Annotated in this window: 24 protein-coding genes; 16 read left to right on the top strand and 8 right to left on the bottom strand. The window is 61.7% G+C overall.

All coding sequences use genetic code 11. The features are described 5' to 3' along the window. Nucleotides 1-215: 215 nt before the first annotated feature. The 4 genes from ACIQY3_RS02805 to ACIQY3_RS02820 are packed head-to-tail and all read right to left on the bottom strand — an operon-like array spanning nt 216 to nt 3,917. The gene (locus tag ACIQY3_RS02805; protein WP_403017025.1) at nt 216-1,007 is read right to left on the bottom strand and encodes an ABC transporter permease; all 792 of its coding nucleotides are present in this window, start codon (nt 1,005-1,007) and stop codon (nt 216-218) included. Continuing rightward, complete coding sequence (locus ACIQY3_RS02810; protein ID WP_403017027.1) at nt 1,004-1,735, bottom strand: ABC transporter ATP-binding protein; 732 nt, start codon at nt 1,733-1,735, stop codon at nt 1,004-1,006. Before ACIQY3_RS02810 ends, ACIQY3_RS02805 begins: the two co-directional genes overlap by 4 nt. After that, on the bottom strand, nt 1,732-2,691 hold the full coding sequence (locus tag ACIQY3_RS02815) for a YVTN family beta-propeller repeat protein (protein WP_403017029.1): 960 nt from the start codon (nt 2,689-2,691) through the stop codon (nt 1,732-1,734). The genes ACIQY3_RS02810 and ACIQY3_RS02815 overlap by 4 nt, the downstream gene beginning before the upstream one ends. A 41-nt stretch (nt 2,692-2,732) precedes the next feature. Further along, nucleotides 2,733-3,917, bottom strand: coding sequence for an ABC transporter substrate-binding protein (locus tag ACIQY3_RS02820; RefSeq protein ID WP_403017031.1), 1,185 nt, complete (start codon nt 3,915-3,917; stop codon nt 2,733-2,735). A 157-nt stretch (nt 3,918-4,074) separates the two neighbouring features. On the opposite strand from ACIQY3_RS02820, the gene ACIQY3_RS02825 reads away from it, so the two are divergent. From ACIQY3_RS02825 to ACIQY3_RS02890, 14 genes are all read left to right on the top strand, one after another. Beyond that, nucleotides 4,075-4,197, top strand: a complete 123-nt coding sequence (locus ACIQY3_RS02825; RefSeq protein ID WP_403017033.1) for a hypothetical protein — start codon at nt 4,075-4,077, stop codon at nt 4,195-4,197. A 185-nt stretch (nt 4,198-4,382) separates the two neighbouring features. Beyond that, entirely contained in the window at nt 4,383-4,844 is a 462-nt protein-coding gene (gene pedF, locus ACIQY3_RS02830; protein WP_403017035.1) for a cytochrome c-550 PedF, read from the top strand. 3 nt (nt 4,845-4,847) lie between these two features. After that, nucleotides 4,848-5,723, top strand: a complete 876-nt coding sequence (locus ACIQY3_RS02835; RefSeq protein WP_265044968.1) for an ABC transporter substrate-binding protein — start codon at nt 4,848-4,850, stop codon at nt 5,721-5,723. Continuing rightward, entirely contained in the window at nt 5,723-6,484 is a 762-nt protein-coding gene (locus ACIQY3_RS02840; RefSeq protein ID WP_403017037.1) for a quinoprotein dehydrogenase-associated SoxYZ-like carrier, read from the top strand. Before ACIQY3_RS02835 ends, ACIQY3_RS02840 begins: the two co-directional genes overlap by 1 nt. A gap of 16 nt (nt 6,485-6,500) precedes the next feature. After that, complete coding sequence (locus ACIQY3_RS02845) at nt 6,501-7,439, top strand: quinoprotein relay system zinc metallohydrolase 1 (RefSeq protein WP_403017039.1); 939 nt, start codon at nt 6,501-6,503, stop codon at nt 7,437-7,439. A gap of 258 nt (nt 7,440-7,697) precedes the next feature. After that, the gene (locus ACIQY3_RS02850) at nt 7,698-9,476 is read left to right on the top strand and encodes a PQQ-dependent methanol/ethanol family dehydrogenase (protein WP_403017041.1); all 1,779 of its coding nucleotides are present in this window, start codon (nt 7,698-7,700) and stop codon (nt 9,474-9,476) included. A 267-nt stretch (nt 9,477-9,743) separates the two neighbouring features. Continuing rightward, nucleotides 9,744-11,264, top strand: coding sequence for an aldehyde dehydrogenase family protein (locus tag ACIQY3_RS02855; RefSeq protein ID WP_163909686.1), 1,521 nt, complete (start codon nt 9,744-9,746; stop codon nt 11,262-11,264). A gap of 261 nt (nt 11,265-11,525) precedes the next feature. Beyond that, entirely contained in the window at nt 11,526-11,597 is a 72-nt protein-coding gene (pqqA, locus tag ACIQY3_RS02860) for a pyrroloquinoline quinone precursor peptide PqqA (RefSeq protein ID WP_003253598.1), read from the top strand. A 55-nt stretch (nt 11,598-11,652) separates the two neighbouring features. Continuing rightward, a complete protein-coding gene (pqqB, locus tag ACIQY3_RS02865) occupies nt 11,653-12,567 on the top strand; it encodes a pyrroloquinoline quinone biosynthesis protein PqqB (RefSeq protein WP_403017044.1) in 915 nt (304 codons plus the stop codon). 144 nt (nt 12,568-12,711) lie between these two features. Continuing rightward, complete coding sequence (gene pqqC / locus ACIQY3_RS02870; RefSeq protein WP_403017046.1) at nt 12,712-13,464, top strand: pyrroloquinoline-quinone synthase PqqC; 753 nt, start codon at nt 12,712-12,714, stop codon at nt 13,462-13,464. After that, nucleotides 13,461-13,733: a pyrroloquinoline quinone biosynthesis peptide chaperone PqqD gene (pqqD, locus tag ACIQY3_RS02875; protein WP_403017048.1), complete on the top strand. Its 273-nt coding sequence runs from the start codon at nt 13,461-13,463 to the stop codon at nt 13,731-13,733. Before pqqC ends, pqqD begins: the two co-directional genes overlap by 4 nt. After that, nucleotides 13,711-14,853, top strand: a complete 1,143-nt coding sequence (gene pqqE, locus ACIQY3_RS02880; protein WP_403017050.1) for a pyrroloquinoline quinone biosynthesis protein PqqE — start codon at nt 13,711-13,713, stop codon at nt 14,851-14,853. Before pqqD ends, pqqE begins: the two co-directional genes overlap by 23 nt. A 239-nt stretch (nt 14,854-15,092) precedes the next feature. Further along, a complete protein-coding gene (gene ercA / locus ACIQY3_RS02885; protein WP_403017052.1) occupies nt 15,093-16,256 on the top strand; it encodes an alcohol dehydrogenase-like regulatory protein ErcA in 1,164 nt (387 codons plus the stop codon). Further along, a complete protein-coding gene (locus tag ACIQY3_RS02890) occupies nt 16,240-17,967 on the top strand; it encodes a NahK/ErcS family hybrid sensor histidine kinase/response regulator (RefSeq protein WP_403017053.1) in 1,728 nt (575 codons plus the stop codon). The genes ercA and ACIQY3_RS02890 overlap by 17 nt, the downstream gene beginning before the upstream one ends. Here the strand turns inward: ACIQY3_RS02890 and ACIQY3_RS02895 are convergent. From ACIQY3_RS02895 to ACIQY3_RS02910, 4 genes are all read right to left on the bottom strand, one after another. Continuing rightward, nucleotides 17,964-18,830, bottom strand: a complete 867-nt coding sequence (locus ACIQY3_RS02895; protein ID WP_403017055.1) for an aldose 1-epimerase — start codon at nt 18,828-18,830, stop codon at nt 17,964-17,966. The genes ACIQY3_RS02890 and ACIQY3_RS02895 overlap by 4 nt on opposite strands. Nucleotides 18,831-18,956: 126 nt before the next feature. Continuing rightward, complete coding sequence (locus ACIQY3_RS02900; RefSeq protein ID WP_403017057.1) at nt 18,957-19,847, bottom strand: SMP-30/gluconolactonase/LRE family protein; 891 nt, start codon at nt 19,845-19,847, stop codon at nt 18,957-18,959. 26 nt (nt 19,848-19,873) lie between these two features. Then, a complete protein-coding gene (locus ACIQY3_RS02905; protein ID WP_403017059.1) occupies nt 19,874-20,692 on the bottom strand; it encodes an NAD-dependent epimerase/dehydratase family protein in 819 nt (272 codons plus the stop codon). A gap of 252 nt (nt 20,693-20,944) precedes the next feature. Next, nucleotides 20,945-22,237 (bottom strand): OprD family porin, encoded by a 1,293-nt coding sequence (locus tag ACIQY3_RS02910; protein ID WP_403017061.1) that lies wholly within the window; start codon nt 22,235-22,237, stop codon nt 20,945-20,947. Between the two features lie 294 nt (nt 22,238-22,531). Here ACIQY3_RS02910 and ACIQY3_RS02915 point away from each other — a divergent pair, with 294 nt between their 5' ends. Continuing rightward, nucleotides 22,532-24,196 carry an MFS transporter gene (locus tag ACIQY3_RS02915; RefSeq protein ID WP_403017063.1) on the top strand — a complete coding sequence of 555 codons (1,665 nt, stop codon included), beginning with the start codon at nt 22,532-22,534 and terminating at the stop codon, nt 24,194-24,196. Then, entirely contained in the window at nt 24,193-25,353 is a 1,161-nt protein-coding gene (locus ACIQY3_RS02920; protein ID WP_403017065.1) for an HlyD family secretion protein, read from the top strand. Before ACIQY3_RS02915 ends, ACIQY3_RS02920 begins: the two co-directional genes overlap by 4 nt. The last annotated feature ends 36 nt before the right edge of the window (nt 25,354-25,389 follow it).

Below are 25,389 nucleotides of genomic sequence, written 5' to 3' on the forward strand. Positions count from 1 at the left end.
TTATAGTTATGAACCCATTACATGCCAGTCCCGGTGCGAAGGGAATGCGACGATAGACAGGTAAAGCAGTACTAAAGTAGTAATTTCCCCAAATTTGATGGAGATCTAATTGTGGGAGCGGGCTTGCTCGCGAATGCGGTGTATCAGTCAGCATTGATGTCAACTGACACACCGCATTCGCGAGCAAGCCCGCTCCCACAGGGGGATTTGTGTGGTCAGGTGGCTTTGCGCAAAGCGGCGTGCTGCGGGTTGAAGGTGAGCACGGCGAGCAGCACGAAAACCAGCGTCAAGCCCAGGCACACCGCCAGTGCCAGCGGATTAAACCGTTCATACAGCGCAAACCGCACCAACTCCACCGCGTGGGTAAACGGATTCAACGCACACAGCCAATACAACCACTCACTCGACTCGCGCATTTTCCACAGCGGATACAGCGCCGACGACAGGAAAAACAACGGGAAGATCACGAAATTCATCACCCCGGCAAAGTTCTCCAACTGGCGGATTGCATTCGACAGCAGCAACCCCAGCGCGCTAAGCATCAACGCCACCAGCAGCAACGCCGGCAACGCGATCAGCAAACCCATGGCCGGCGGCTGCACGCCGTAGACCCAGGCAATCCCCAGGAAGGCATACACCTGCAACAGCGAAATCAGCGAAGTCGCCAACAACTTGCTGCACAGCAGGAAAATCCGGGGCAGGGGACTGGTGAGCAGCACGCGCATGCTGCCCATTTCCCGGTCGTAGACCATCGACAGCGAACCCTGCATGCCGTTGAACAGCAGGATCATGCAGGCCAGTCCCGGAATGATGTACACCTCGTACGGAATGTAGGTGTCGTAAGGCTCGATGATCGCGATACCCAGCGCGGCGCGAAACCCGGCGGCGAACACCAGCAGCCACAACAATGGCCGTACCAAAGCACTGAGAAACCGCGTGCGTTGCAACACAAAACGCAGCCATTCACGCAACACGATGCCGCTGAAACACTGCCAATACGCATTCATCGGGCGGCTCCTGCGGTGGTCAGTCGGGCGAAGGCAGAACCGAGGTCGCCGCCGTGTTCCAGGCTCAGGGCGTCGGCTTGGCCGCTGGCGACCAGCCGGCCTTGATGCAGGATCAGCAAGTCGTCGCTGGCCTGCACTTCATCCAGCAAATGCGTGGTCCAGAGCACGCTGATGCCTTGCTCGCGGCACAGGCTGCGGATGTGTTGATTGAGCGCCAGGCGACTGGCCGGGTCGAGGCCGACGCTGGCTTCATCCAGCAGCAACAAACGCGGCTCGTGCAGCAACGCCCGGGCGATTTCTACCCGGCGCCGGTGGCCGCCATTCAGTTCGCGGACTTTTTCGCGACGGCGTTCGGTCAAGGCCTGGCGGGCCAGTTCGGCGTCGACCCGCAGGCCGGTCTGGCGCCGGGACATGCCGTGCAGCGCGGCGTGGTAACGCAGGTTTTGCTCGACACTGAGGTCCAGGTCCAGCGTGCTTTGTTGAAACACCACGCCCAACTGCTTGAGCGCCGGACGCGGGGCATCGCGCAACGAGCAGCCGCCGACCCGGATATCGCCACGCTGCACATCGTAGAGCCGAGTCAGCAGGGCAATCAGCGTCGATTTACCCGCACCGTTCGGCCCCAGCAACGCCGCAAACCGTCCCGCCACCAGGCTGAAACTCACCTGGCGCAGCGCCTCTTTCGCGCCATAAGCGAAACTCAACTCGCTGACTTCCAGGGCGTTCATGGGGTCACCACCACGCCCCACGGATAGCGCCCGACCTTGATCGATTTGCTGACCTTGAGGCTGTCGACATCAATCACCGACACATCGCCGCTGACGCCGTTGGTGGCGAGCAATTGCTTCTGGTCCGGGGTGAACGACATCTGCCAGACACGCCGGCCGACCAGCAGGTAATCCAGTACTTCGAAGGTCTTGGCATCCACCACCGCCACATGGTTCGCCGGGCCAAGGGCGACAAAGCCGTACTTGCCGTCGGCGCTGAGCTTGATCCCCACGGGCTGCACCTTGTCCGGGTGCACGCCTTTGATCTGGAAGTTCACGGTCTTGAGGACCTTGCGCGTCGCCACGTCGAGAATCGTCACGGTGCCGCCGATTTCCGCCGAGGCCCACAGCTGCGAGCCGTCCGGCGAAAACTCGACGAAGCGCGGCCGCTGATCCACCAAGGTGCTATCGGCCAACGTCTGGGTGCCGGTGTCGATCCAGTGCAGCATGTTCGTGGTTTCGCTGGTGTTCACTGCCCACTTGCCGTCGGGGCTGACGGCCATGCCTTCGGGTTCGACGCCGACGTTGATCTGGCTCAGCACCTTGGAGGTTTCGGTGTCGATCACCGTCACCAGCGCATCGTCTTCGTTGGAGACGTAGAGCCAACGGTTGTTGGGATGCAGGGCGAATTGCTCGGGGTCTTTGCCCGACGGCAACTCCTTGATGATCTTGCGCGTGGCCACGTCCATCACCTGGACCCGGTCCGAATCACTGGCGCAGATGTACAGCAACTTGCTGTCGTGGGACAGCAACAGACCGCGCGGGCGCTGGCCGACGGGCAGGGTGTCGGTAACTTGCAAAGTCTGCATGTCGATCAGGCTCAGGCTGTTGTCTTTTTCGTTGGAGACCCAGGCAGTGCTGGCCACGGCGTGCCCGGCGGCAAGCAGCAGGGCGCATGAGAGCAGGGTACGGCGCATGGCGGATTCCTTTTTTGTTGTGGTTTTTGTGGAACGTCGGATCAGGGAAAGCGGCAGGTCACTTCGGGCTTGTCGTAGCCTAGGCTGTCCATTTCGTTGAACGGGTGCAGGAAACCGTCCTGGGGCGAGGTGCTGACCAGCGCTCGCGGTTGCACGATGGGAATCGGTTGGCGCAACTGACCGTTCCATGGGCGATAACTGAGCTTGCGGCCCTTGAAACCGTCCAGCGGCAATTGATCGCTGATCTCCAGCGCCCGGATCGCCATCGGATCGACCTGGCGCAATTTGCTCACGGCGCTGGCAACGCTGCGCACCGCCATCCACGCGGCGAAATCCCGGTCATTCATCCAGCGCCCGGCCATGGCTTCGAAGCGTTTTTGCAGTTGCGCAGCGCCGTAGGTTTCCACGGTCTTGTGCCAGCCCACCGGGGTCAAACCTTGAGTGCCGGCGACCGGACGCGGGTACCAGGTCTGGTAAGGCACGTATTCGCCGAAGTCGCCGCGCTCGTCCGCCACCAGCACCACGTCGTACTCGGCGGTCTGGGTGAACAGCGGCATGTCGGCCTGGGCGCTGCGGCGTTGATCGTTGTCGAAGCTCCAGGCTTTTTCCGCCACCAGTTTCAGGCCGAAGCGTTTGGCGGCGCGGCGCAGGGCGGCGGCGTAGGCTTGATCGTCCGGGGTCGGGCCGACGATCAGCAGCGCCCGCTGCCATTTGCGCACCACCAGGAATTGCGCCAGCGCATCGGCGAGCATCGCCCGGCTCGGCAGGCTGTGCAGCACGTTCGGCAAACAGTCGGTGGTGCGCAGGCTGTCATCCGGGCTGCCAGCGTTGAACAGCAAACTGTCGGTCAGCACCGCGCTGAGCCGACGCAGGGTTTCCACCGGTGCGTTCACCACAAACAGGCGCAGGCCTTGATCGTACTGGGCTTTCGCCGCTTCGATCAGCGCATCCGGGGTCTCGGCGCTGGTGCTGACCAGGCTGTAGCTGTGGTTGAGAAAACGTCCGGTGCTGTTGCTGTCGGTGATCGCCAGTTCGGCGCCGCGCAGCCCGGCATCGGCGGGTTCGGGAATCACATTCGACAGCAGCGGCCCCGGATCCGGGCGATAGCCCAGGTAGCCGATCTGCACCTGCAACGGCGCATCCGCAGCCTGACTCTGGGTCGCCAGTGCGGCGGCGCAGGCAATCGCCAGCAGGTAGATCAAGGCGTAAGGGGCAAGCTGGCGCATAGGGCTCTCCATGACGGGTAGCGCCAGCATAGGAAGCCTGCGGAGTAGAAGAAATATGCAGAAAGTACCGCTAAGGCAGTACCAAGGTAGTAAGCCATCCGTTGCGGCGCGGTTTTAGCATGGGTTTGAACGGTCATCACTGAAGAGGAGATCGACCATGCGAATTCTCAAGGCGCTGCTCCTGCCGTTGTTGCTGATCCTGACATTGATCGGTGTCGACAAACTTCATGGCCCACGACCCGCGCTGGTGCAGGTGATGCCTACGACACCCGGACACTAGGCGTTGTGGCCCGGCGGCGCGGTGGTTTTTGCGCCCTGGTCCAGGCCTCGACGCGCCACAAGCCCTACTACCAAGGTACTGGGCGGCGGCCACCAAAGCAGCATGGGGTTGCGGCGAAGCGCTTCCTAAGATGGGTGCCATAGCCTCTTCCAAGAGGTTTTGCGTGCAACCCTGAGGGCATAACAATGACAACAAAACGCAACGCCTTGCTTGTTGCCGGACTGCTGGCCGGTTTTATCAACGCAGGTCCGGTCTGGGCCCATGGCAACGTGGTGCCGCAAGCGGTGGAAACCCCGGGCCTGACTCCGATCAAGGATGCCGGCGTGCCGGTGGACGGCGATGGCTGGGCGTCAGTCAACCCGTATCGCACCTCGCCGCAACACGATAAAGCGGTGGAAATCGGCTCGTCGGCCTACAACCAGAACTGCGCGGCCTGCCATGGCCTGGAAGCCAAGTCCGGCGGCATCGCCCCCGACTTGCGCATGCTCGATGTCGGCGACGCCGGTGATGAATGGTTCGTCGAACGGGTGCGTCACGGCGCGGTGCGCGATGGCCGGGTCTACATGCCGAAGATGGCCGATTACCTGAGTCAGGAAGCCCTGTGGGCGGTGCGTACTTACCTGGATAGCGTGCACGTCGAGGAGTAATCCATGCGCCTGCTCGCTGTGTTGATCAGTGCTGTGTTGCTGTGCTGCCAGGTGGCGCAGGCGCAGGTCCGTACCTATGACCAAATGATCGCCGCCGGGGAACTGAAAGTCGCGGTCTACAAGGATTTCGCCCCCTACAGTTTCGAGGATGCCGGTCAGGCTCGGGGCGTTGATGTCGATCTGGCGCAAGCCTTGGCCACCGCGCTGGGCGTTAAGTTGAAACTGATCTGGGCGCCGGCCGGGGAGAAGCTCGACGACGACCTGCGGGATTACATCTGGCGCAGCAGCCAATTGCACAATCAGCAACTGGCCGACCTGATGATGCGCGTGCCCTACGACCGCGATTACTCACAAAAGCGCAACGAACTCGGTGAACTGGAAAACGATCACGTGGTGATGTTCGGCCCGTACCAGAACGAGCAATGGCAAGTCGCGTTTGACCGCCGTCGCCTGGACTCGGTGGGCAGCGTTGCGGTGTTTGAGCAGCACCCGATTGGCGTCGAAGTCGACAGCGTACCGTCGTTCTACCTGACCTCGGTGTTCAACGGCATGCTCGCCGCCAAAACCCACCACTATCCCGGCGTGCCCCAGGCCTTTGCGGCGATGAAGGCCGGTGAAGTCGATGCGGTGATGGCGATGCGCGGCGAAGTCGATTGGCAAGTGCATGAAGCCCACGACCCGCAAGTGGCGCTGGCGGAAAACGCCTACCCGAACATGGGCAAGCAACGCTGGGAAATCGGTATGGCGGTGCATGAAAGCAACCGGCAGTTGTCGTACGCAGTGGAAGAGGCGCTCGAAGCGTTGATCCGCGAGGGCAAAGTGCAAGCGATTTACGCCGGTTACGGCCTGCAATACGAAGTGCCGGAGATGTATCAATAGTGAACTGGCGAGCGAGTTGCCTGCTGGCCTGTTGGCTGCCGATGGCCGCCCACGCGGTGGAGATCGATCCGGGTAAAGATCCGGTGCCGTCGGTGATGTGGGCGTTCTATCACAGGCAAATGCTCGGCGACGCACCGTTTGTGTTCGATGAGCGGGTCAAGCTGCTGGCGCCGCCGTTCGCCGAAGACGCGCGCCAGGTGCCGCTGGAAATCGACGCGCGGGCGTTCAAGGGTGAGGTGGTGAAAATCCTCGCCTGGGCCGAACTCAACCCGCTGCCGAAAATCGTCGATTTCCAACCGCTGGACCGGGTGTTGCCGTGGCTGTCGATCCGCATCCGCATCGAGCAGGCCACGCCATTGCGCGCAGCGGTGCTGACTCGCGATGGGGTGTGGCATGTCGGTTCGACCCTGATCGATGCGGCGGGCGGCGGTTGCACCGCACCGAGCGTGGTGCGCACCCAGCCGGGTTGGGAAGAACACATCGGCGAAGTGCTCGGCGGGCGTTATCCCCGTGGCGAATTCAGCCGCGTGCGCTTGCAGGTGGCGCACCCGATGGACAACGGCATGGTCAGCGGCATCCCGGAATTCTTTATCAACCACGCCGAACTGCGGGATCAGAATGATCAACTGCTGGCGCGCCTGGAACTGTTTCCCGCCGTCAGTGAAAACCCCAACCTGACCTTCGACATCGAAGGGCCAGGGCAGACGCGCCTTTTGCTGCGCGACAACAGCGGCAATCAATTCGATGCGGCGATACCCTGACCCAAAGGAGCGCGTCATGCGTTGGATGCTGCTGTTGTTCATCGGTTTGAGCCTGCCGGCCGTGGCGGAGCTTGAATACTCGCTCAAGCCTCGGCTGATCGCCGCCGACACCTGGTTGCTGGAAGGCAGTACCGACAATTTCGCCAAGGCCAACGGCGGCAACATCGTCAACACCGGGTTCATCGTCACCGAGCGCGGGGTAGTGGTGATCGACACCGGACCGTCGAAACGCTACGGCGAAGCGCTGCGCAAGGCGATTTCGGCGGTCACTGATAAGCCGGTGATTGAGGTGCTGCTGACCCATCACCACCCCGATCATGCACTGGGTAATCAGGCGTTCACCGACGTACCGATTGGTGCGCTGGCCGGCACCACCGAGCTGTTGCATCAGCAGGGCGATGCCATGGCCGAGAACATGTATCGCCTGGTGGGCGACTGGATGCGCGGCACCGAAGTGGTGTTGCCCAGCGAGACGCTGACACCCGGCGTACGCAGTTTTGGGAACCACGATTTGCGCCTGCTAAGCCTGGGTGGGCATACGGGGGCGGATCTGGCTATTCTCGACCAGCACACCGGCGTGCTGTTTGCCGGCGACCTGGTGTTTTATCAACGGGCCCTGACCACCCCGAACAGCCCGGGGCTGGCGGTGTGGCTGGCGGACATCGCCACCCTGCAAGGCTTGCCCTGGACGCTGGTGGTGCCGGGCCACGGGCCGGTGGCCACGGATGCCAAACCCTTCGAACAGATGCGCGACTACCTGACCTGGCTCGATCAACTCCTGCGCGACGGTGCCGCGAATGGCAGCGACATGACGGAGATGATCCGCAGCCCTATACCGGAGCGTTTTGGTGGGATCAGCCTGAGTCGGTATGAATTAATCCGCAGTGTCAGCCATCTGTACCCGCGTTACGAACGCGCACAAATGACCCGCATCGATTCCACCGCGACCCAATGACCCAACACAGAACTCCTGTGGGAGCGGGCTTGCTCGCGAAGGCGGTGTGTCAGGCAACATCACTGTCATCTGACACACCGCCTTCGCGAGCAAGCCCGCTCCCACAGGGGTTTCATGGCGATCGCTACATCGACCCGGTACTAAGGAACTAGCAATCTCAACACTGCGGGCAATTGTTGCAGAGGCGGCGGCGCCCAAGAATCTGCACCAGACCGGGAAAATTTCCCGGGTATAACAAAAACCGCAGAGGTAGCCGTCATGACCCAACCCGCACGTCGCCAACCCTTCGTCTTGAGCGTGCTGCTCAGTGCCATGCTGTTGTCCGGCTCGGCATTGGCCGCCGTCACTGACCAGGACATTCTCCAGGACCCCAAGAACCCGGAGCAGATCGTCACCAACGGTCTGGGCGTCCAGGGTCAGCGCTACAGTCCGCTGGACACCCTCAACGTCGACAACGTCAAGGACCTGCGGCCGGTCTGGGCCTTTTCCTTTGGCGGTGAAAAACAGCGCGGCCAGCAAGCGCAGCCGATGATCAAGGACGGCGTGATGTACATGACCGGTTCCTACTCACGGGTGTTCGCGGTGGACGCGCGCACCGGCAAGAAACTCTGGCAATACGACGCGCGCCTGCCGGATGACATCCGCCCATGCTGCGACGTGATCAACCGTGGCGTGGCGCTGTATGGCGACCTGGTGTTCTTCGGCACCCTCGACGCCAAGCTCGTGGCCCTGAACAAAGACACTGGCAAAGTGGTGTGGAGCAAGCAGGTGGCCGACCACAAGGAAGGCTATTCCATTAGCGCCGCGCCGCTGGTGATCAACGGCAAACTGATCACCGGCGTGGCCGGTGGCGAGTTCGGCGTGGTCGGCAAGATCTCCGCCTATGACCCGAAAAACGGCGAGCTGCTGTGGACCCGGCCCACCGTTGAAGGCCACATGGGTTACGTCTACAAGGACGGCAAAGCGATAGAGAATGGCATCTCCGGCGGCGAAGCGGGCAAGACCTGGCCCGGCGATTTGTGGAAAACCGGCGGCGCCGCCCCTTGGCTCGGCGGTTACTACGACCCGGAAACCAATCTGCTGCTGTTCGGCACCGGCAACCCGGCGCCTTGGAACTCGCACCTGCGTCCGGGCGACAACCTCTACTCGTCCTCGCGCCTGGCGCTGAACCCGGACGACGGCACAATCAAATGGCACTTCCAGAGCACGCCCCACGACGGTTGGGACTATGACGGCGTGAATGAGCTGGTCTCGTTCAACTACACCGAGGGCGGCAAGGAAATCAAAGCCGCCGCCACCGCCGACCGTAACGGTTTCTTTTATGTGCTGGACCGTACCAACGGCAAGTTCATCCGTGGCTTCCCGTTCGTGGACAAGATCACCTGGGCCACGGGCCTGGATAAGGATGGCCGGCCGATCTACAACGAAGCCAGCCGCCCTGGCGCGCCGGGCTCTGAAGCCAAGGGCAGTTCAGTCTTCGTCGCCCCGGCGTTCCTCGGCGCGAAAAACTGGATGCCGATGGCCTACAACAAGGACACCAAGCTGTTCTACGTGCCGTCCAACGAGTGGGGCATGGACATCTGGAACGAAGGCATCGCCTACAAGAAAGGCGCGGCGTTCCTCGGCGCCGGGTTCACCATCAAACCGTTGAACGACGACTACATCGGCGTGCTGCGCGCCATCGATCCGGTCACCGGCAAGGAAGTCTGGCGCCACAAGAACTACGCGCCGCTGTGGGGCGGGGTGCTGACCACCAAAGGCAACCTGGTATTTACCGGCACGCCGGAAGGTTTCCTCCAGGCGTTCAATGCCAAGACCGGTGAAAAGGTTTGGGAATTCCAGACCGGCTCCGGCGTGCTTGGCTCGCCTGTGACTTGGGAGATGGACGGCGAACAGTACGTCTCGGTGCTCTCCGGCTGGGGCGGCGCAGTGCCGTTGTGGGGCGGCGAAGTGGCCAAACGCATCAAGGACTTCAACCAGGGCGGGATGCTTTGGACCTTCAAATTGCCGAAAGACCTGGTAGTCGCTAAACGCTAAAACCCAAGCCCACTGCAATTCCCCCTGTGGGAGCGAGCCTGCTCGCGAAGGGGCCAGCACATTCAACAATGATGTTGAATGTCAGATCGCCTTCGCGAGCAGGCTCGCTCCCACAGGGAAATTTGCCACATGGAAACATGGGCAAACCTACTACCAAATAACGAGAGCCCCCCCTGCCAACGGCGCATTCGTCTGGCGCGCGGGGCTCTCTACTATCGGTGCATCGCCTGTTTGCCCGACAGGCATCGACCCAGACAGAGGCCCACCATGATCTACGCACAACCTGGCACTCCCGGCGCCGTCGTTTCCTTCAAGCCGCGCTACGGCAATTTCATCGGTGGCGAGTTCGTGCCGCCGGTCAATGGTGAGTACTTCACCAACACCTCGCCGGTCAACGGCGAAGTGATCGCCGAGTTCCCGCGCTCCAGCGCCGCTGACATCGACAAAGCCCTCGATGCCGCCCACGCCGCTGCCGATGCCTGGGGCAAGACCTCGGCGCAGGACCGTTCCCTGGTGCTGCTGAAAATCGCCGACCGCATCGAACAAAACCTGGAAATTCTCGCAGTCGCCGAAACCTGGGACAACGGCAAAGCCGTGCGCGAAACCCTCAACGCCGACGTGCCGCTGGCCGCTGACCATTTCCGTTACTTCGCCGGCTGCATCCGCGCGCAAGAGGGCGGCGCCGCCGAGATCAACGAGCTGACCACCGCCTATCATTTTCACGAGCCGCTGGGCGTGGTCGGGCAGATCATCCCGTGGAACTTCCCGCTGCTGATGGCCGCGTGGAAACTTGCCCCGGCCCTGGCCGCCGGCAACTGCGTGGTGCTCAAGCCTGCCGAGCAAACACCGCTGTCGATCATGGTTTTCGCCGAGTTGATCGGCGATTTGCTGCCGGCCGGCGTGCTCAACATCGTGCAAGGCTTCGGGCGCGAAGCCGGTGAAGCCCTGGCCACCAGCAAGCGTATCGCCAAGATCGCCTTCACCGGCTCGACCCCGGTGGGCGCGCACATCATGCATTGCGCCGCCGAGAACATCATCCCGAGCACCGTGGAACTGGGCGGCAAGTCGCCGAACATCTTCTTCGAAGACATCATGAACGCCGAGCCGCAGTTCATCGAGAAAGCCGCCGAAGGTCTGGTCCTGGCGTTCTTCAACCAGGGCGAAGTCTGCACCTGTCCGTCCCGGGCGTTGGTGCAGGAGTCGATCTACGACGACTTCATGAAAGTGGTGATGCAGAAGATCGTCAAGATCAAGCGCGGCAACCCGCTGGACACTGAAACCATGGTCGGCGCCCAGGCGTCCGAGCAGCAATACGACAAGATCCTCTCGTACCTGAAAATTGCCCAGGAGGAGGGCGCGGAGCTGCTCACCGGCGGCGCGGCGGAACGCCTTGAGGGCGACTTGTCGACGGGTTATTACATCCAGCCGACCCTGCTCAAGGGCCACAACAAAATGCGTGTGTTCCAGGAAGAAATCTTCGGCCCGGTGGTGGGCATCACCACCTTCAAGGACGAAGCCGAAGCCCTGGCGATTGCCAACGACAGCGAATTCGGCCTCGGTGCCGGCCTGTGGACCCGCGACATCAACCGCGCCTACCGCATGGGCCGGGCGATCAAGGCCGGGCGCGTGTGGACCAACTGCTATCACCTGTACCCGGCCCATGCTGCGTTTGGTGGCTACAAGAAGTCCGGCGTTGGTCGTGAAAACCACAAGATGATGCTCGACCATTACCAACAGACCAAAAACCTGCTGGTGAGCTACGACATCAACCCGATGGGGTTCTTCTAACCCCCCCGCAAGAACAACGAAATCCCCCTGTGGGAGCGAGCCTGCTCGCGAAAGCTGTCTGTCATTCAACATCAATGTTGAATGTGCTGGCCTCTTCGCGAGCAGGCTCGCTTCCACATGGGTTTCATGTGTACTGAAAACCTCGCAACACCCCCTACCAACGCACGCCGCCACCTCCTTCGAAAGTAGCATTCGGGCCCTTGGCGCGCCGTGCATTAATGGCTTTACCGGAATTGCCCGGCACAAGAAGAGGATTGACCCATGTGGACTAAACCCGCGTTTACCGATCTGCGCATTGGCTTCGAAGTGACGATGTATTTCGCCAACCGTTGATTGTTCACCCGGCCAGCCGCAGCGTTGGCCGGGCCTGCCTTCTGGAGCATTGCTCATGCACATCCGCGTTCTCGGTTCCGCCGCTGGCGGCGGTTTCCCGCAATGGAACTGCAACTGTCGCCAGTGCACCGGCGTGCGCAACGGCAGCCTGCGCGCGCAACGCCGCACGCAGTCGTCGATTGCGGTCAGCGACAACGGCGTGGACTGGGTGCTGTGCAATGCTTCACCGGACATTCGCGCGCAACTGGAAAGTTTCCCCGCATTGCAACCTGCGCGCCGATTGCGCGATACCGCCATCGCCGGAATCGTCCTGCTGGACAGCCAGATTGACCATTGCACCGGGCTGTTGAGCCTGCGCGAAGGTTGCCCGCATGACGTGTGGTGCACCGAGCGGGTACATGAGGATTTGAGTAGCGGTTTTCCGCTGTTCCCCATGCTCAAACACTGGAACGGCGGCTTGCAGTGGCAGCCGATCGGGCTGGCGGGTGAGCCGTTCACCGTCGCGGCTTGCGCGCATCTGCATTTTCACGCGATCCCCCTGGTCAGCAACGCACCGCCGTACTCGCCCAATCGCGGCAACCCGCAACCGGGCGACACCATCGGCCTGTTTATCGAAGACCTGCGTAACGGCGCCTCGGTGTTTTATGCGCCGGGCCTGGGGCAAGTCGACGAAGAAGTCTTGAGTTGGATGCAGCGCGCCGATTGCCTGCTGCTGGACGGCACGTTATGGCGCGACGACGAGATGCGCGTGTGTGAAGTCGGCCAAAGTCTGGGCAGTGAAATGGGGCATCTGGCGCAAAGCGGACCTGGCGGGATGTTGGAAGTGCTGGAGGGTTTTGGTCGCCAGCGCAAGGTGCTGATCCACATTAACAATACCAATCCGATCCTGGATGAAGACTCGGCTGAGCGGGCGTTGCTGGAGCGGCGGGGGGTTGAGGTGGCTTATGACGGCATGAGTCTTGTGCTGTAGCTCATGGCCCTTTCGCGAGCAAGCCCGCTCCCACAGGGGATCTCCACTGGCCACAAAATGTGTGAACAACAGAGCCCCCTGTGGGAGCGGGCTTGCTCGCGAAGGCGCCAGACCAGACACCGCAAAACGCCCAGGAGAACCGCAATGACCAACCCCCCAATGTCCCTCACCGAATTCGAACAGGCCCTGCGCGCCAAAGGCGCCTACTACCACATCCATCACCCATTCCACCAAGCCATGTACGCCGGCCGCGCCAGTCGTGAGCAGATCCAGGGCTGGGTCGCCAATCGCTTCTATTACCAGGTCAATATCCCGCTCAAGGACGCCGCGATCCTCGCCAATTGCCCGGACCGCGACGTGCGCCGGGAATGGCTGCAACGAATCCTCGATCACGACGGCGCCCCCGGCGGCGAAGGCGGGATCGAAGCCTGGCTGCGTCTGGGCGAAGCCGTGGGGCTGGACCGCGAACAAATCCTCTCTCAAGAATTGGTGCTGCCCGGTGTGCGTTTCGCCGTGGACGCCTACGTCAATTTCGCCCGTCGCGCCTGTTGGCAGGAAGCGGCCAGCAGCTCGTTGACCGAACTGTTCGCCCCGCAAATCCATCAATCCCGTCTCGAGGCCTGGCCGACCCATTACCCGTGGATCGACGTCGGCGGCTACGACTATTTCCGCACCCGTTTGAGTCAGGCGCGGCGGGATGTCGAGCACGGTTTGCGCATCACCCTGGCGCATTACGTCACGTTCGAAGGTCAGCAACGGATGCTGGAAATCCTCCAGTTCAAGCTGGATGTGCTGTGGAGCATGCTCGATGCGATGAGCATGGCTTATGAGCTGGAACGACCGCCGTACCACAGCGTCACCCGCGAAAATGTCTGGCACCGGGGGATTACCTTGTGAGCCTGATCAGCCGCAAACAGTCACCGGCCTTGCGCCAGGGTTTCCGCTTGCAATGGGAGCCCCGGCAGGATTGTCACGTGCTGCTTTACCCCGAAGGCATGATCAAACTCAACGCCAGCGCCGGGCAGATCCTCGATCTGGTGGATGGCAAACGCAGTGTGGCGGCGATTATTGGTTTGCTGTGCGCGAGTTTCCCCGGTGTATCGGACATCGACGAGGACGTGCTGGCGTTTCTGGAGGTGGCCCGTGCGCAATTCTGGATCGAGTGATTCGCCACCGGGGCCGCCGTTGTGGCTGCTGGCGGAACTGACCTATCGCTGCCCGCTGCAATGTCCGTATTGCTCCAACCCGCTGGACTTTGCCCAATCGGGTGAGGAACTGAGCACCGAAGAATGGATTCGCGTGTTCCGCGAAGCGCGGGACATGGGCGCCGCGCAACTGGGCTTTTCCGGTGGCGAACCGTTGGTGCGCCAGGACCTGGCCGAGCTGATCAAGGCTGCGCGGGACATGGGTTACTACACCAACCTGATCACCTCCGGCATCGGCCTGACCGAGCAAAAGGTCCGCGACTTCAAGGTCGCCGGCCTCGACCATATCCAGATCAGCTTCCAGGCCGCCGATGAAGCGGTGAACAACATGCTCGCCGGCTCGCGCAAAGCCTTCGCCCAGAAGCTGGCGATGGCCCGTGCCGTAAAGGCCCAGGGCTACCCGATGGTGCTGAATTTCGTTACCCACCGACACAACATCGACCGGATCGACCGGATCATTGATTTGTGCCTGGAACTGGAGGCGGATTTCGTCGAGCTGGCCACTTGTCAGTTCTACGGCTGGGCCGAGCTCAACCGCGTCGGGCTGTTACCGACCCGCGATCAATTGCAGCGCGCCGAGCGCATCACCAATGAGTACCGCGAACGGCTTGAAGCCCAGGGCCACCCGTGCAAATTGATCTTTGTCACCCCGGACTACTACGAAGAACGCCCGAAAACCTGCATGAACGGCTGGGCCAACCTGTTCCTCGACATCACCCCGGACGGCACCGCGTTGCCGTGCCACAGCGCCCGGCAGTTGCCGGTGCAATTTCCCAACGTGCGCGAGCACAGCATCGAACACATCTGGACCGATTCCTTCGGCTTCAATCGCTTTCGCGGCGACGACTGGATGAAAGAGCCGTGCCGTTCCTGCGATGAAAAACACAAGGACCTGGGCGGTTGCCGCTGCCAGGCGTTCATGCTCACTGGCGATGCGGAAAACGCCGACCCGGTGTGCAGCAAGTCGCCGCATCACGGGGTGATCCTCAAGGCCCGGGAAGAAGCCGACGCGCCGGGGCAGGGCATGGAACACCTGACGTTGCGCAATGAGAAGGCTTCGCGGCTGATCTATCGCGGATAAGCCTGGAGTTGACACAAATCCCCCTGTGGGAGCGGGCTTGCTCGCGAAAGCGGTGGGTCTGCTGACATGGATGCTGACTGACCCGACGCCTTCGCGAGCGAGCCCGCTCCCACAGGGGATCTCCACTGGATTTAAAGTCTGGGTACACCCAACTCGTGCTACCCATTGGTCTGATTGCATTCGCAGCCGGATGCTTTAGTGTGGATCTACCTTCCAAAACAATAAAAACAGGCTTTCCAATGAGCCAAAATCTCAGCCAGCTGCGTAAATTTGTTTCGCCTGAAATCATTTTTGGTGCCGGTTGCCGGCACAACGTCGGCAATTACGCCAAGACCTTCGGCGCCCGCAAGGTGTTGGTGGTCAGCGATCCCGGGGTGATTGCCGCCGGTTGGGTTGCGGACGTCGAAGCCAGCCTGCAAGCCCAGGGCATCGAGTATTTCCTGTACAGCGCTGTCTCGCCCAATCCTCGTGTCGAAGAAGTCATGCTCGGTGCCGACCTGTACCGGGAAAACCACTGCGACGTGATCGTGGCCGTCGGTGGCGGCAGCCCGATGGACTGCGGCAAAGGCATCGGCATCGTCGTCGCCCACGGGCGCAGCATTCTGGAGTTCGAGGGTGTGGACACCATCCGCGTTCCGAGCCCGCCGCTGATTCTGATCCCGACCACCGCCGGCACTTCGGCGGACGTCTCGCAGTTCGTGATCATTTCCAACCAGCAAGAACGCATGAAGTTCTCCATCGTCAGCAAAGCCGTGGTGCCCGACGTGTCGCTGATCGACCCGGAAACCACCCTGAGCATGGACCCGTTCCTGTCAGCCTGTACCGGCATCGACGCCTTGGTGCATGCCATCGAAGCCTTTGTTTCCACCGGTCACGGGCCTCTGACCGACCCCCATGCGCTGGAAGCGATGCGCCTGATCAACGGCAACCTGGTGCAGATGATCGCCAACCCGACGGACATCGCCCTGCGCGAGAAAATCATGCTCGGCAGCATGCAGGCCGGGCTGGCGTTCTCCAACGCGATTCTCGGCGCCGTACATGCGATGTCCCACAGCCTCGGCGGCTTTCTCGATTTGCCCCACGGCTTGTGCAACGCGGTGCTGGTGGAACACGTGGTGGCGTTCAACTACAGTTCGGCGCCGGAGCGCTTCAAAGTGATTGCCGAGACCTTCGGCATCGATTGCCGGGGCCTCAATCACCGGCAGATTTGCGGACGCCTGGTGGAACACCTGATCGCGCTGAAACATGCGATCGGCTTCCACGAAACCCTGGGGCTGCACGGGGTCAGCATGGCGGACATTCCATTCCTGTCGCAGCACGCCATGCACGACCCGTGCATCCTGACCAACCCGCGGGAATCCAGTCAGCGTGACGTCGAGGTCGTCTATGGCGAAGCCCTCTGACGAGCAGCAACGGGCGCTGGCGGGACTGCTGGGATTAGGCAGCCACTCGGCGCGCAAGAGCCATTACCCGGAGCTCTCGGCGCGGCTGGATGAGCTGGAAGCCGAGCGCAATCGCTACAAATGGCTGTTCGAAAACGCGGTGCACGGAATCTTCCAGGCCAGCCTGTTGGAAGGGATGCGCGCCGCTAATCCGGCACTGGCGCGGATGCTTGGCTACGACAATCCGCAAGAGGTGCTGTTTTCGTTGGCGGACCTGGCCAGCAACCTGTTTGTCGGTGGCGCAAAAGAGCTGGAAAGCATCGGCGAAATCCTCAAGACCGAACGCAGCCTGCACGGCTATGAAACCCAATTGCGACGCAAGGACGGCAGCAGCCTCGACGTGCTGATGAACCTGTTGCTCAAGCCTGACCAGGAAGGGCTGGTGGAAGGCTTTGTCGCCGACATCACCGAACGCAAACTCGCCCAGCAACGCCTGCAACAACTCAACGACGAACTGGAGCAACGGGTCACCGCGCGCACCGACGAATTGCTTGAAGCCAACCGCAACCTGCAGCAACAAATCACCCAGCGTAAACAGATCGCCCAGGCCCTGCGCGATGCCCGGGACGCCGCCGAGGCGGCCAATCGCAGCAAGGACAAATACCTCGCCGCCGCCAGTCATGACCTGCTGCAACCGCTCAACGCCGCGCGGTTGCTGATCTCGACCTTGCGCGAGCGCAAGTTGCCCGATGTCGAGCAGGTGCTGGTGGAGCGCACGCACCAGGCGCTGGAGGGCGCCGAGGATTTGCTCACGGATTTGCTGGATATTTCACGGCTCGACCAGGCAGCGGTGAAACCGGACGTCGCGCTGTATCGGCTCGATGAGTTGCTCGCGCCGCTGGTGTCGGAATTCCAGTCGGTGGCCGAGGCGGCGGGGCTGAACCTGCGGGTGCACATGGGCGATTTTGCGATCAGCACTGACCTGCGTCTGATGACGCGGATCCTGCGCAACTTCCTCAGCAATGCCTGCCGCTATACCGACGAGGGCTGCATCCTGCTCGGGGCGCGTCGTCGTGGCGATAACCTGCGTCTGGAAGTCTGGGACACCGGGCGCGGGATCGCGGCGGATCGGCTTGACTCGATCTTCCTCGAGTTCAATCAACTGGACGTTGGCCGCGCCGCTGACCGCAAAGGCGTGGGTCTCGGCCTGGCGATTGTCGAACGTATCGCGAAGATTCTCGGCTACCGGATTCAGGTGCGTTCATGGCCGGGGCGCGGGTCGGTGTTCAGCATCGACGTGCCGATTTCCCATGAAGTGCCGTTGCCGATCAGCCTCGCGGCACCGCAACCGGGCACCGGTAACCCGCTGCCGGGCCGACGTTTGCTGGTGCTGGACAACGAAATCAGCATTCTCGAAAGCATGAGCGCGTTGCTCGGGCAGTGGGGCTGCGAAGTAGTGATCGCCACCGATGAGTTCTCGGCATTGGCAGCGTTGCAGGGGCGCGCGCCGGAACTGATTCTGGCGGACTATCACCTCGACCATGGGGTGGTGGGCTGTGATGTGGTGCGGCACTTGCGCGAGCATTTCGACCAGGCCATTCCGGCGGTGATCATCACCGCCGACCGTACCGACCAATGCCGCCGCTCGTTGCAACGACTCGACGCGCCACTGCTGAACAAACCGGTGAAACCCGGCAAGTTGCGCGCGGTGCTGAGTCAGTTGCTGGGTTAGGCGAGTGCGCGGTAGTGCAGGCTGAAACCCAGCTCGGCGGATTGGCCTTGCTCCAGCAAACGCAAGCCTGGCCGGCCGGGCAAGTGGTGCGCGTTGACCGGGTGGCTCACCGGTTCGATACAGAAAAACCCCAGGCCAACGGGGCAGTAGAGCAGGTAGTAATCGCTGCCGGTGGCCTGGCATTCCAGTTCATAGCCCAGCTCGGGTTGCTGGATCAGACAGTGGCCGTTCCATTCGCAAAAACCGTTGTCCACCAACGTTTCCGGTAAGGCCTTGAGCTGCTGGAAATCCCAGGTTTCGGGAAGCGTGCTGAGTTGGGTCGGCAGTTTGGCGGTGTCGCACAACCAGACTTGCCGGGCCTTGGCCTGCAATTGGGTGTGTGCGGTCCGTGGAAAGTAAGGGTGCAAACCGAGGCCGTGCCACACCGCGTGTTCGCCGAGATGAGTGACCTTTAGATCGATGCTCAACCGACCTTCACTCAAGTGGAAGCGCTGCTCGGCGCGGTAGGCGAAAGGGCTGGTGCTATCGAGTTGCAGGACGGCTTCGTTGCGGGTCTGGGAAACAACCCGCCACGGCTGTTGCCAGGCGCTGCCGTGGATCGGCAGGGGATCGGTGAGGCTGTTGGGCTTCAGGGCGAGCCAGCCTTCGGGGCAGTCGAAACCGCCTTCGGAAATCCGGTTGGACCACGGGGCCAAGGGGTAGCAACCGAGTTTGCCGGGCAGGCCGGTGTTCAGGGCCTGGGCGTCGCTGTGGCGCAACAGCGGCTGGCCGGTGCTGCGAACCGTCCAGTTGACAATGCTCGCGCCGAGTTCCGGGGCGAGGGTGAGGTGGGTGAGGTCGTCTTCGAGTTCGAGCAGTTTCATGATTTTTGTTCTGCGTGAAGGGTTGAAAAGATCGCAGCCTTCGGCAGCTCCTACAGGATTGACGTTCACCCGGATGTACCCGATCTCACTGTAGGAGCTGCCGAAGGCTGCGATCTTTTAGGCTGTTCAGCAATCCTGGAACATTGGCTCAGACAATCCCTTCACCCCAGGATTGAGGGCAAACACGCCCCCCGCCAAAGACTGCTCATCATGGTCATCACCCGGCCGAATCGACGTCACAAACAACGTGTCCAGTCGGCTACCCCCAAACGCGCACATGGTCGGTTTTTTCACCGGCACGGCGAGGGAGCGGTCGAGCCGGCCATCGGGGGTAAACCGGTGAATCAGCCCGGCATCGTTGGCGCAGATCCAGTAGCAACCTTCGGCATCCACCGCAGCGCCATCGGGGCGGCCGCAGTAGTGATTCATGTCGACGAACAACCGCCGATTACTTGGCGTGCCGCTGTCGATGTCGTAGTCGAAGGCCCAGATCTGCTGGGCCAAAGGGTGGGAATCGGACAAGTACATCGTCCGGCCATCCGGGCTGAAGCCCAGGCCATTGGGGACGATGAAGCCTGTGAGCCGTGGTTCCAGCGGCCCGCGTTGCCCATGGCTGTAGCGATACAAGGTGCCGTCGGCGGCGTTGGCGCCCATGTTAAGCACCATGCTGCCGGCCCAGAAACGCCCCTGGCGATCACAGCGCCCATCGTTCAGACGCATGTCCGGGCGGGCATGATCGACGTGGGCCAGCAATTCGCTGTCGAGGCTGCCGTCGTTGTGCGGACGCAAATGAAAGAACCCGCTTTCCATCCCGGCGACCCAGCCGCCATCGCGGTGACGGGTGATGCACGCGAGCATTTCCGGGGCGGTCCAAACGTGGATGTGACCGGTAGCGGCGCTCCAGCGCTGCAAGCCCCCGGCGGGAATATCGACCCAGTACAGGGCGTTTTCCTCGGGGACCCAGACCGGGCATTCACCGACCGCGTTACGGGCATCGACAATCAATTCGGCTTGCATGGCGACTCATTCCTTTGGACGTTGGCTCAATCGCCGAACGGACCGGACGCGACAAACGCGCCACCCTGGTAAACCATGGCCGGGTCATCCGCCGCAGGCATCGGCTGCGCTTCGATTTTTTCGCGGAACACTTCGGAAGTGTCCTGTGGCACATAACCCAGGCCCGCCGCGTAGCGGTTGTCCCACCAGACGTTCTTGTTGTCGGACACGCCGTAGACAATGGTGTGGCCGACATTCGGCGCGTACAGCGCGCGTTCGAGCAATTGGGTCAGGTCGCCGAAGCTCAGCCAGGTGCTCATCATGCGGCGGTTCTGCGGTTCCGGGAACGAGGAGCCGATGCGGATGCTGACGGTCTCGATGCCGTAGCGATCGAAGTAGAAGCTCGCGATGTCTTCGCCGTAGGACTTGGACAAACCGTAGTAGCTGTCCGGGCGGCGCGGGGAGCGGGCGTCGATCACTTCGTCCTGTTTGTAGAAACCGATGACGTGGTTGGAGCTGGCGAAGATCACTCGCTTCACACCATGACGACGCGCAGCTTCGTAGATGTGGAACACGCCGCAGATGTTGGCGCCGAGGATTTCTTCGAACGCGTGCTCGGTGGAGACGCCGCCAAAGTGCAGGATCGCGTCCACGCCTTCGACCAGTTGATGCACGGCGTGTTTGTCGGCGAGGTCGCAAGTCACGACTTCTTCGCGGTCGTCGAGGGCCGGGGCGATGTCGGCGATATCCGACAGGCGAATCACGTTGGCGTAAGGGCGCAGGGTTTCGCGCAGCACTTTGCCGAGGCCACCGGCGGCGCCGGTCAGCAGCAGGCGATTGAAAGGGGCAGGGGAAGTCGTGGTCATGGCGGTTCCTGAATTCGGAGTCATTGCAGTTGTTGTAAGTTGTCGTATGACTTGGGCGAAGTATCGTTAGGCTTTCCGGTGCTTGTCAACGCGTGGATGGTTGAAATTGACGGAGGGTATCTCAGTAAAGCACTGACCCTGTGGCGAGGGAGCTTGCTCCCGCTGGAGTGCGAAGCACTCCCCAATATTTTGGGTCTGCTGCGCAGCCCAGCGGGAGCAAGCTCCCTCGCCACAGGGTTTGTGTTCGCCGTTTTACAACAACGAAATCGGATAGCTGATAAAGATCCGGTTCTCATCAAACTCGTTGGTGCTGAAGTCCTTGCGAATACTCGCATTGCGCCATTTCACGTTGAGGTTCTTCAGCACGCCGCTCTGCACGGTATACGCCAGTTCGCTCTCGCGGCCCCATTCCTTGCCGTCGGCGATCGCCCCGGTGTGCACGTTATCGCCGCTGATGTAGCGGTTCATCATGGTCAGGCCGGGAATGCCGAGGGCGACGAAGTTGTAGTCGTGGCGCAGTTGCCAGGATTTTTCCTTGGCGTTGTCGTAGCTGGAGTTGTAACTGTCGTTGGCCAGGGTCCCGCCACTGGTGCCGTTGACGCGCATCCAGGCATCGTCGCCGGTGAGTTTTTGCAGGCCGACATAGAAGGTACTGCCGCCGTATTTGGCCGAGAGCATGGCGAAGGTGGTTTTGTTGTCCAGTTCGCCGGCCAGGGCGCTGCCGTCTTCCTTGCCGGTGAAGAACCCGAGGTTGGCGCCCAGGGTCCAGTCGCCGATGGGTTGGCTGTGGCTCAGGTTGAAATATTCCTGCTGGTAAATGTCGCTGAGTTCGGAGTACCAGACGCCGACCAATGTGCGCTTTTCATTGAAGGTGTATTCACCGCCGCCGAAGTTGAAACGGTCCGACGTGAACGCTGCTTTGCCGTTCATCGACATGTCGTCCATGCTCGAATCGTTGCGCGGGCTGTTGGCGCGGAACTGGCCGCCGTAGAGCTTCAGGCCCTCGATTTCGCTGGACGTTACCTGGCCGCCGCGAAAGGTTTGCGGCAGGGAACGGCCGTCGTCCGAACGCAGCACCGGCAGCACCGGCATCCATTCGCCGACCTTCAATTCGGTCTTCGACACCTTGGCTTTGAATGCCACGTTAGTACGGCCGAAGTTATCCGCCGGGCGCCCGTCGTGATCCAGCGGCAGCAACTGCGTACCGCCGGTGCCTTGGCCGCCATCGAGCTTTTTCGAGTACAGCCCCAGCACGTCCACGCCAAACCCGAGCGTGCCCTGGGTGAAGCCGGACTTGGCGTCGAGGATAAAGCTTTGCGTCCACTCTTCAGCCTTGCCCTGGGGGTAGGCCGGGTTGGTGAAGTTGCGATTGAAATAGGCGTTGCGCAGGTTCAGCGTGGCGCTGGCGTCCTCGACGAAACCTTCGGCGTGGCTGGCCATGGGCAAGAGGGCCAGGCTGCTGCAACCGATCAGGCTCAGGGTATGGCGGCGGACAAAGGTCGGGCGAGGGGTGCAGACGGAGGAATGGCGGACGAGTTTGCTCACAGTGACGATCCCTTTTGTTTCTTGTTGTTTTTATTGTTTGTTATACGTCGTCGTACAACATGGCGGCGATTATTTGCGAGGCTTTGCGGGAATGTCAATCACAAGTTGTACGATGACATCGGGGCTTAAACCCAAATCCTTGTGGGAGCGGGCTTGCTCGCGAAAGCGGAGAGTCAGGCGACATTGATGTTGGAGGTGCCACCGTCTTCGCGAGCAAGCCCGCTCCCACAGGGATTTGTGTGTTGGCGGTGATTTTCCGGCAAACTGGCACGGTCCCCAGAACAAGGCCCTTGAATGGATCACTACGCCCCGCGCGACTGGCAGCCCCATGAGCGCCCCAGTTTGCCCGGTTCTCCCTCGACGCCGTTGCACTCCACGCCCAAGCGCCTGGCGTATGCGCTGGTGGGTTTGCTGGTGGCGTTGACCGGTGGCCTCGGCAATTCGCTGGTGATTGCCAACCTGCCTTACCTGCAAGGCGCGCTGGGGGCGACCACTGCCGAGATGGCGTGGCTGCCGGCGGCCTATGTCATGACCAACGTCTCGATGAACCTGCTGCTGGTAAAGTTTCGCCAGCAGTTCGGCTTGCGCGCGTTCACCGAAGTGTTCCTGGTGCTCTACGCCCTGGTGACCTTCGGCCACTTGTTCGTCAACGACTTGAGTTCGGCCATCGCCGTGCGCGCGGCCCACGGCATGGTCGGCGCGGCGCTGAGTTCCCTGGGCCTGTATTACATGATCCAGGCGTTCCCGGCGAAATGGCGGATGAAGGCGTTGGTGCTGGGGTTGGGCGCGTCGCAACTGGCGCTGCCGCTGGCGCGATTATTCTCCGAAGACCTGATGCAGATCGCCGAATGGCGCGGCTTGTACCTGTTCGAACTGGGCATGGCGCTGCTGACCCTGGGCTGCGTGTTCCTGCTGAAATTGCCACCGGGTGACCGCTTCAAGACCTTCGAAAAACTCGACTTCCTGACCTTCGCCATCCTCGCCACGGGTGTGGCATTGCTCTGCGCCGTGCTGTCCTTGGGGCGCATCGACTGGTGGCTGGAAGCGCCGTGGATCGGTGTCGCCTCGGCGGCGTCCATCGTGCTGATCCTCGCCGGTTTGGCGATCGAACATAACCGCAGCAACCCGATGCTGATGACCCGTTGGCTTGGCAGCGGCGTGATGATTCGCCTGGCCCTGGCGGTGATCCTGATTCGCATGGTGTTGTCCGAGCAGTCCACCGGCGCGGTCGGTTTTATGCAGATGCTGAACATGAGCAGTCAGCAGTTGCACAGCCTGTACGTGGTGATGTTGCTCGGCAGCATCGCCGGCCTGGCCACCAGCGCCCTGACCATCGACCCCAAACACTTGTTCATGCCGCTGATCGTGTCCCTGGCGCTGATGGCGGTCGGCTCCGTCATGGACAGCTATTCGAACAACCTGACCCGCCCGGAAAACATGTACTTCAGCCAGTTTCTGCTGGCCTTCGGCGGCACTTTTTTCCTCGGACCGACCATGGTCCTTGGCACGCGCCGGGTGTTGACCAACCCGCGCAACCTGGTGAGTTTCTCGGTGCTGTTCGGGATCTGCCAGAACCTCGGCGGCTTGATCGGTGCGGCGCTGTTGGGGACGTTCCAGATCGTTCGCGAGAAATTCCACTCCAGCAATATTGTTGAACACCTGACCATGATGGATCCGCGTGTCGCGGCCCGGGTACAGAGCGGCGGTAATGCGGTGGGCTCGATGATCGCCGACCCGAGCCTGCGCAACCTGCAAGGCATTCGCAGCCTCGCCACGGCGGCGACTCGCGAAGCCAATGTGCTGGCTTACAACGACGTCTTTATGCTGATCGCCGTGATTGCGGTGCTGACCATGATCTGGATTTCCATTCGCGCCCTGTGGCTGATGAGCACCACCCAAACTGTCGCCCCAGCGCCTGCCACTCCTTCCGTTCAACCCAGCGGTGCCACTTCTTCATGACTGAACCGACCACCACGACCACCAACGCCATCGCCGCCACCCCCGAAGGCGTGGCGCCACCGTCCACGCCGGCCACCGAGCCGCGCTCGCTGCGGGTGCGGATCATCTCGTCACTGGGTTTTGCGGCGATTGCCATCGTCGGCGTGCTGATCGTGTTGTATGCCTGGCAACTGCCGCCGTTCAGCAGTGCGGTGGAAACCACGGAAAACGCCCTGGTGCGCGGTCAGGTGACGATCATCGGCCCGCAGCTCAGCGGTTATGTGTACGAAGTGCCGGTCACGGACTTTCAGTTTGTGAAGGCCGGTGATTTGCTGGTGCGCCTCGATGACCGGATCTATAAGCAACACCTCGATCAATCCCTGGCGCAACTGGCGGTGCAGAAAGCCGCGCTGGCCAACGTGGTGCAGCAACGCAACAGCGCCGAAGCGACCATCAAGCTGCGTCAGGCGGCGGTCGCCGACGCCCAGGCTCAGTCGCGCAAAAGCGAGGCCGATTTGCGACGCAACAAAGAACTGATCAACGACGGTTCGGTGTCCAAGCGCGAGCTGGACGTGACCCTGGCCGCCAACGCCCAGACCATCGCGGCGGTGGCCCAGGCCCAGGCCAACCTGGAAATCGGCCGGCAGGACCTGCAAACGGTGATCGTTAATCGCGGCTCGCTTGAAGCGGCGGTGGCCAGCGCCGAAGCGGCGGTGCAACTGGCGCGGATCGACCTGTCGAACACCCGGGTCCTGGCACCCCGTGACGGCCAGCTCGGGCAGATTGGCGTGCGCCTCGGCGCCTACGTCAACTCCGGCGCGCAGTTGATGGCGCTGGTGCCGAATCAGTTGTGGGTGATCGCCAACATGAAGGAAACCCAGATGGACGACGTGCGCGTCGGCCAACCGGTGAGCTTCACCGTCGATTCCCTCGACCATCGCAAATTCAAGGGGCGGGTGCAGCGGATTTCACCGGCCACCGGTTCGGAGTTCAGCCTGTTGCAAGCGGACAACGCCACCGGCAACTTCGTCAAAATCGCCCAGCGGGTGCCGGTGCGGATTACGGTGGATGAGGGGCAGGAGCAGAGTGAGCGGTTGCGGCCGGGGATGTCGGTGGTGGTGAGTATTGATACGGCTGCTGAGGGGCACAACGATACCCCTGACACCACACAAAACTAAATGTGGGAGCGGGCTTGCTCGCGAAGGTGGTGTGTC

Source organism: Pseudomonas sp. NPDC096950 (assembly GCF_044762525.1).
In the GTDB taxonomy this organism is placed as follows: Bacteria; Pseudomonadota; Gammaproteobacteria; order Pseudomonadales; family Pseudomonadaceae; genus Aquipseudomonas.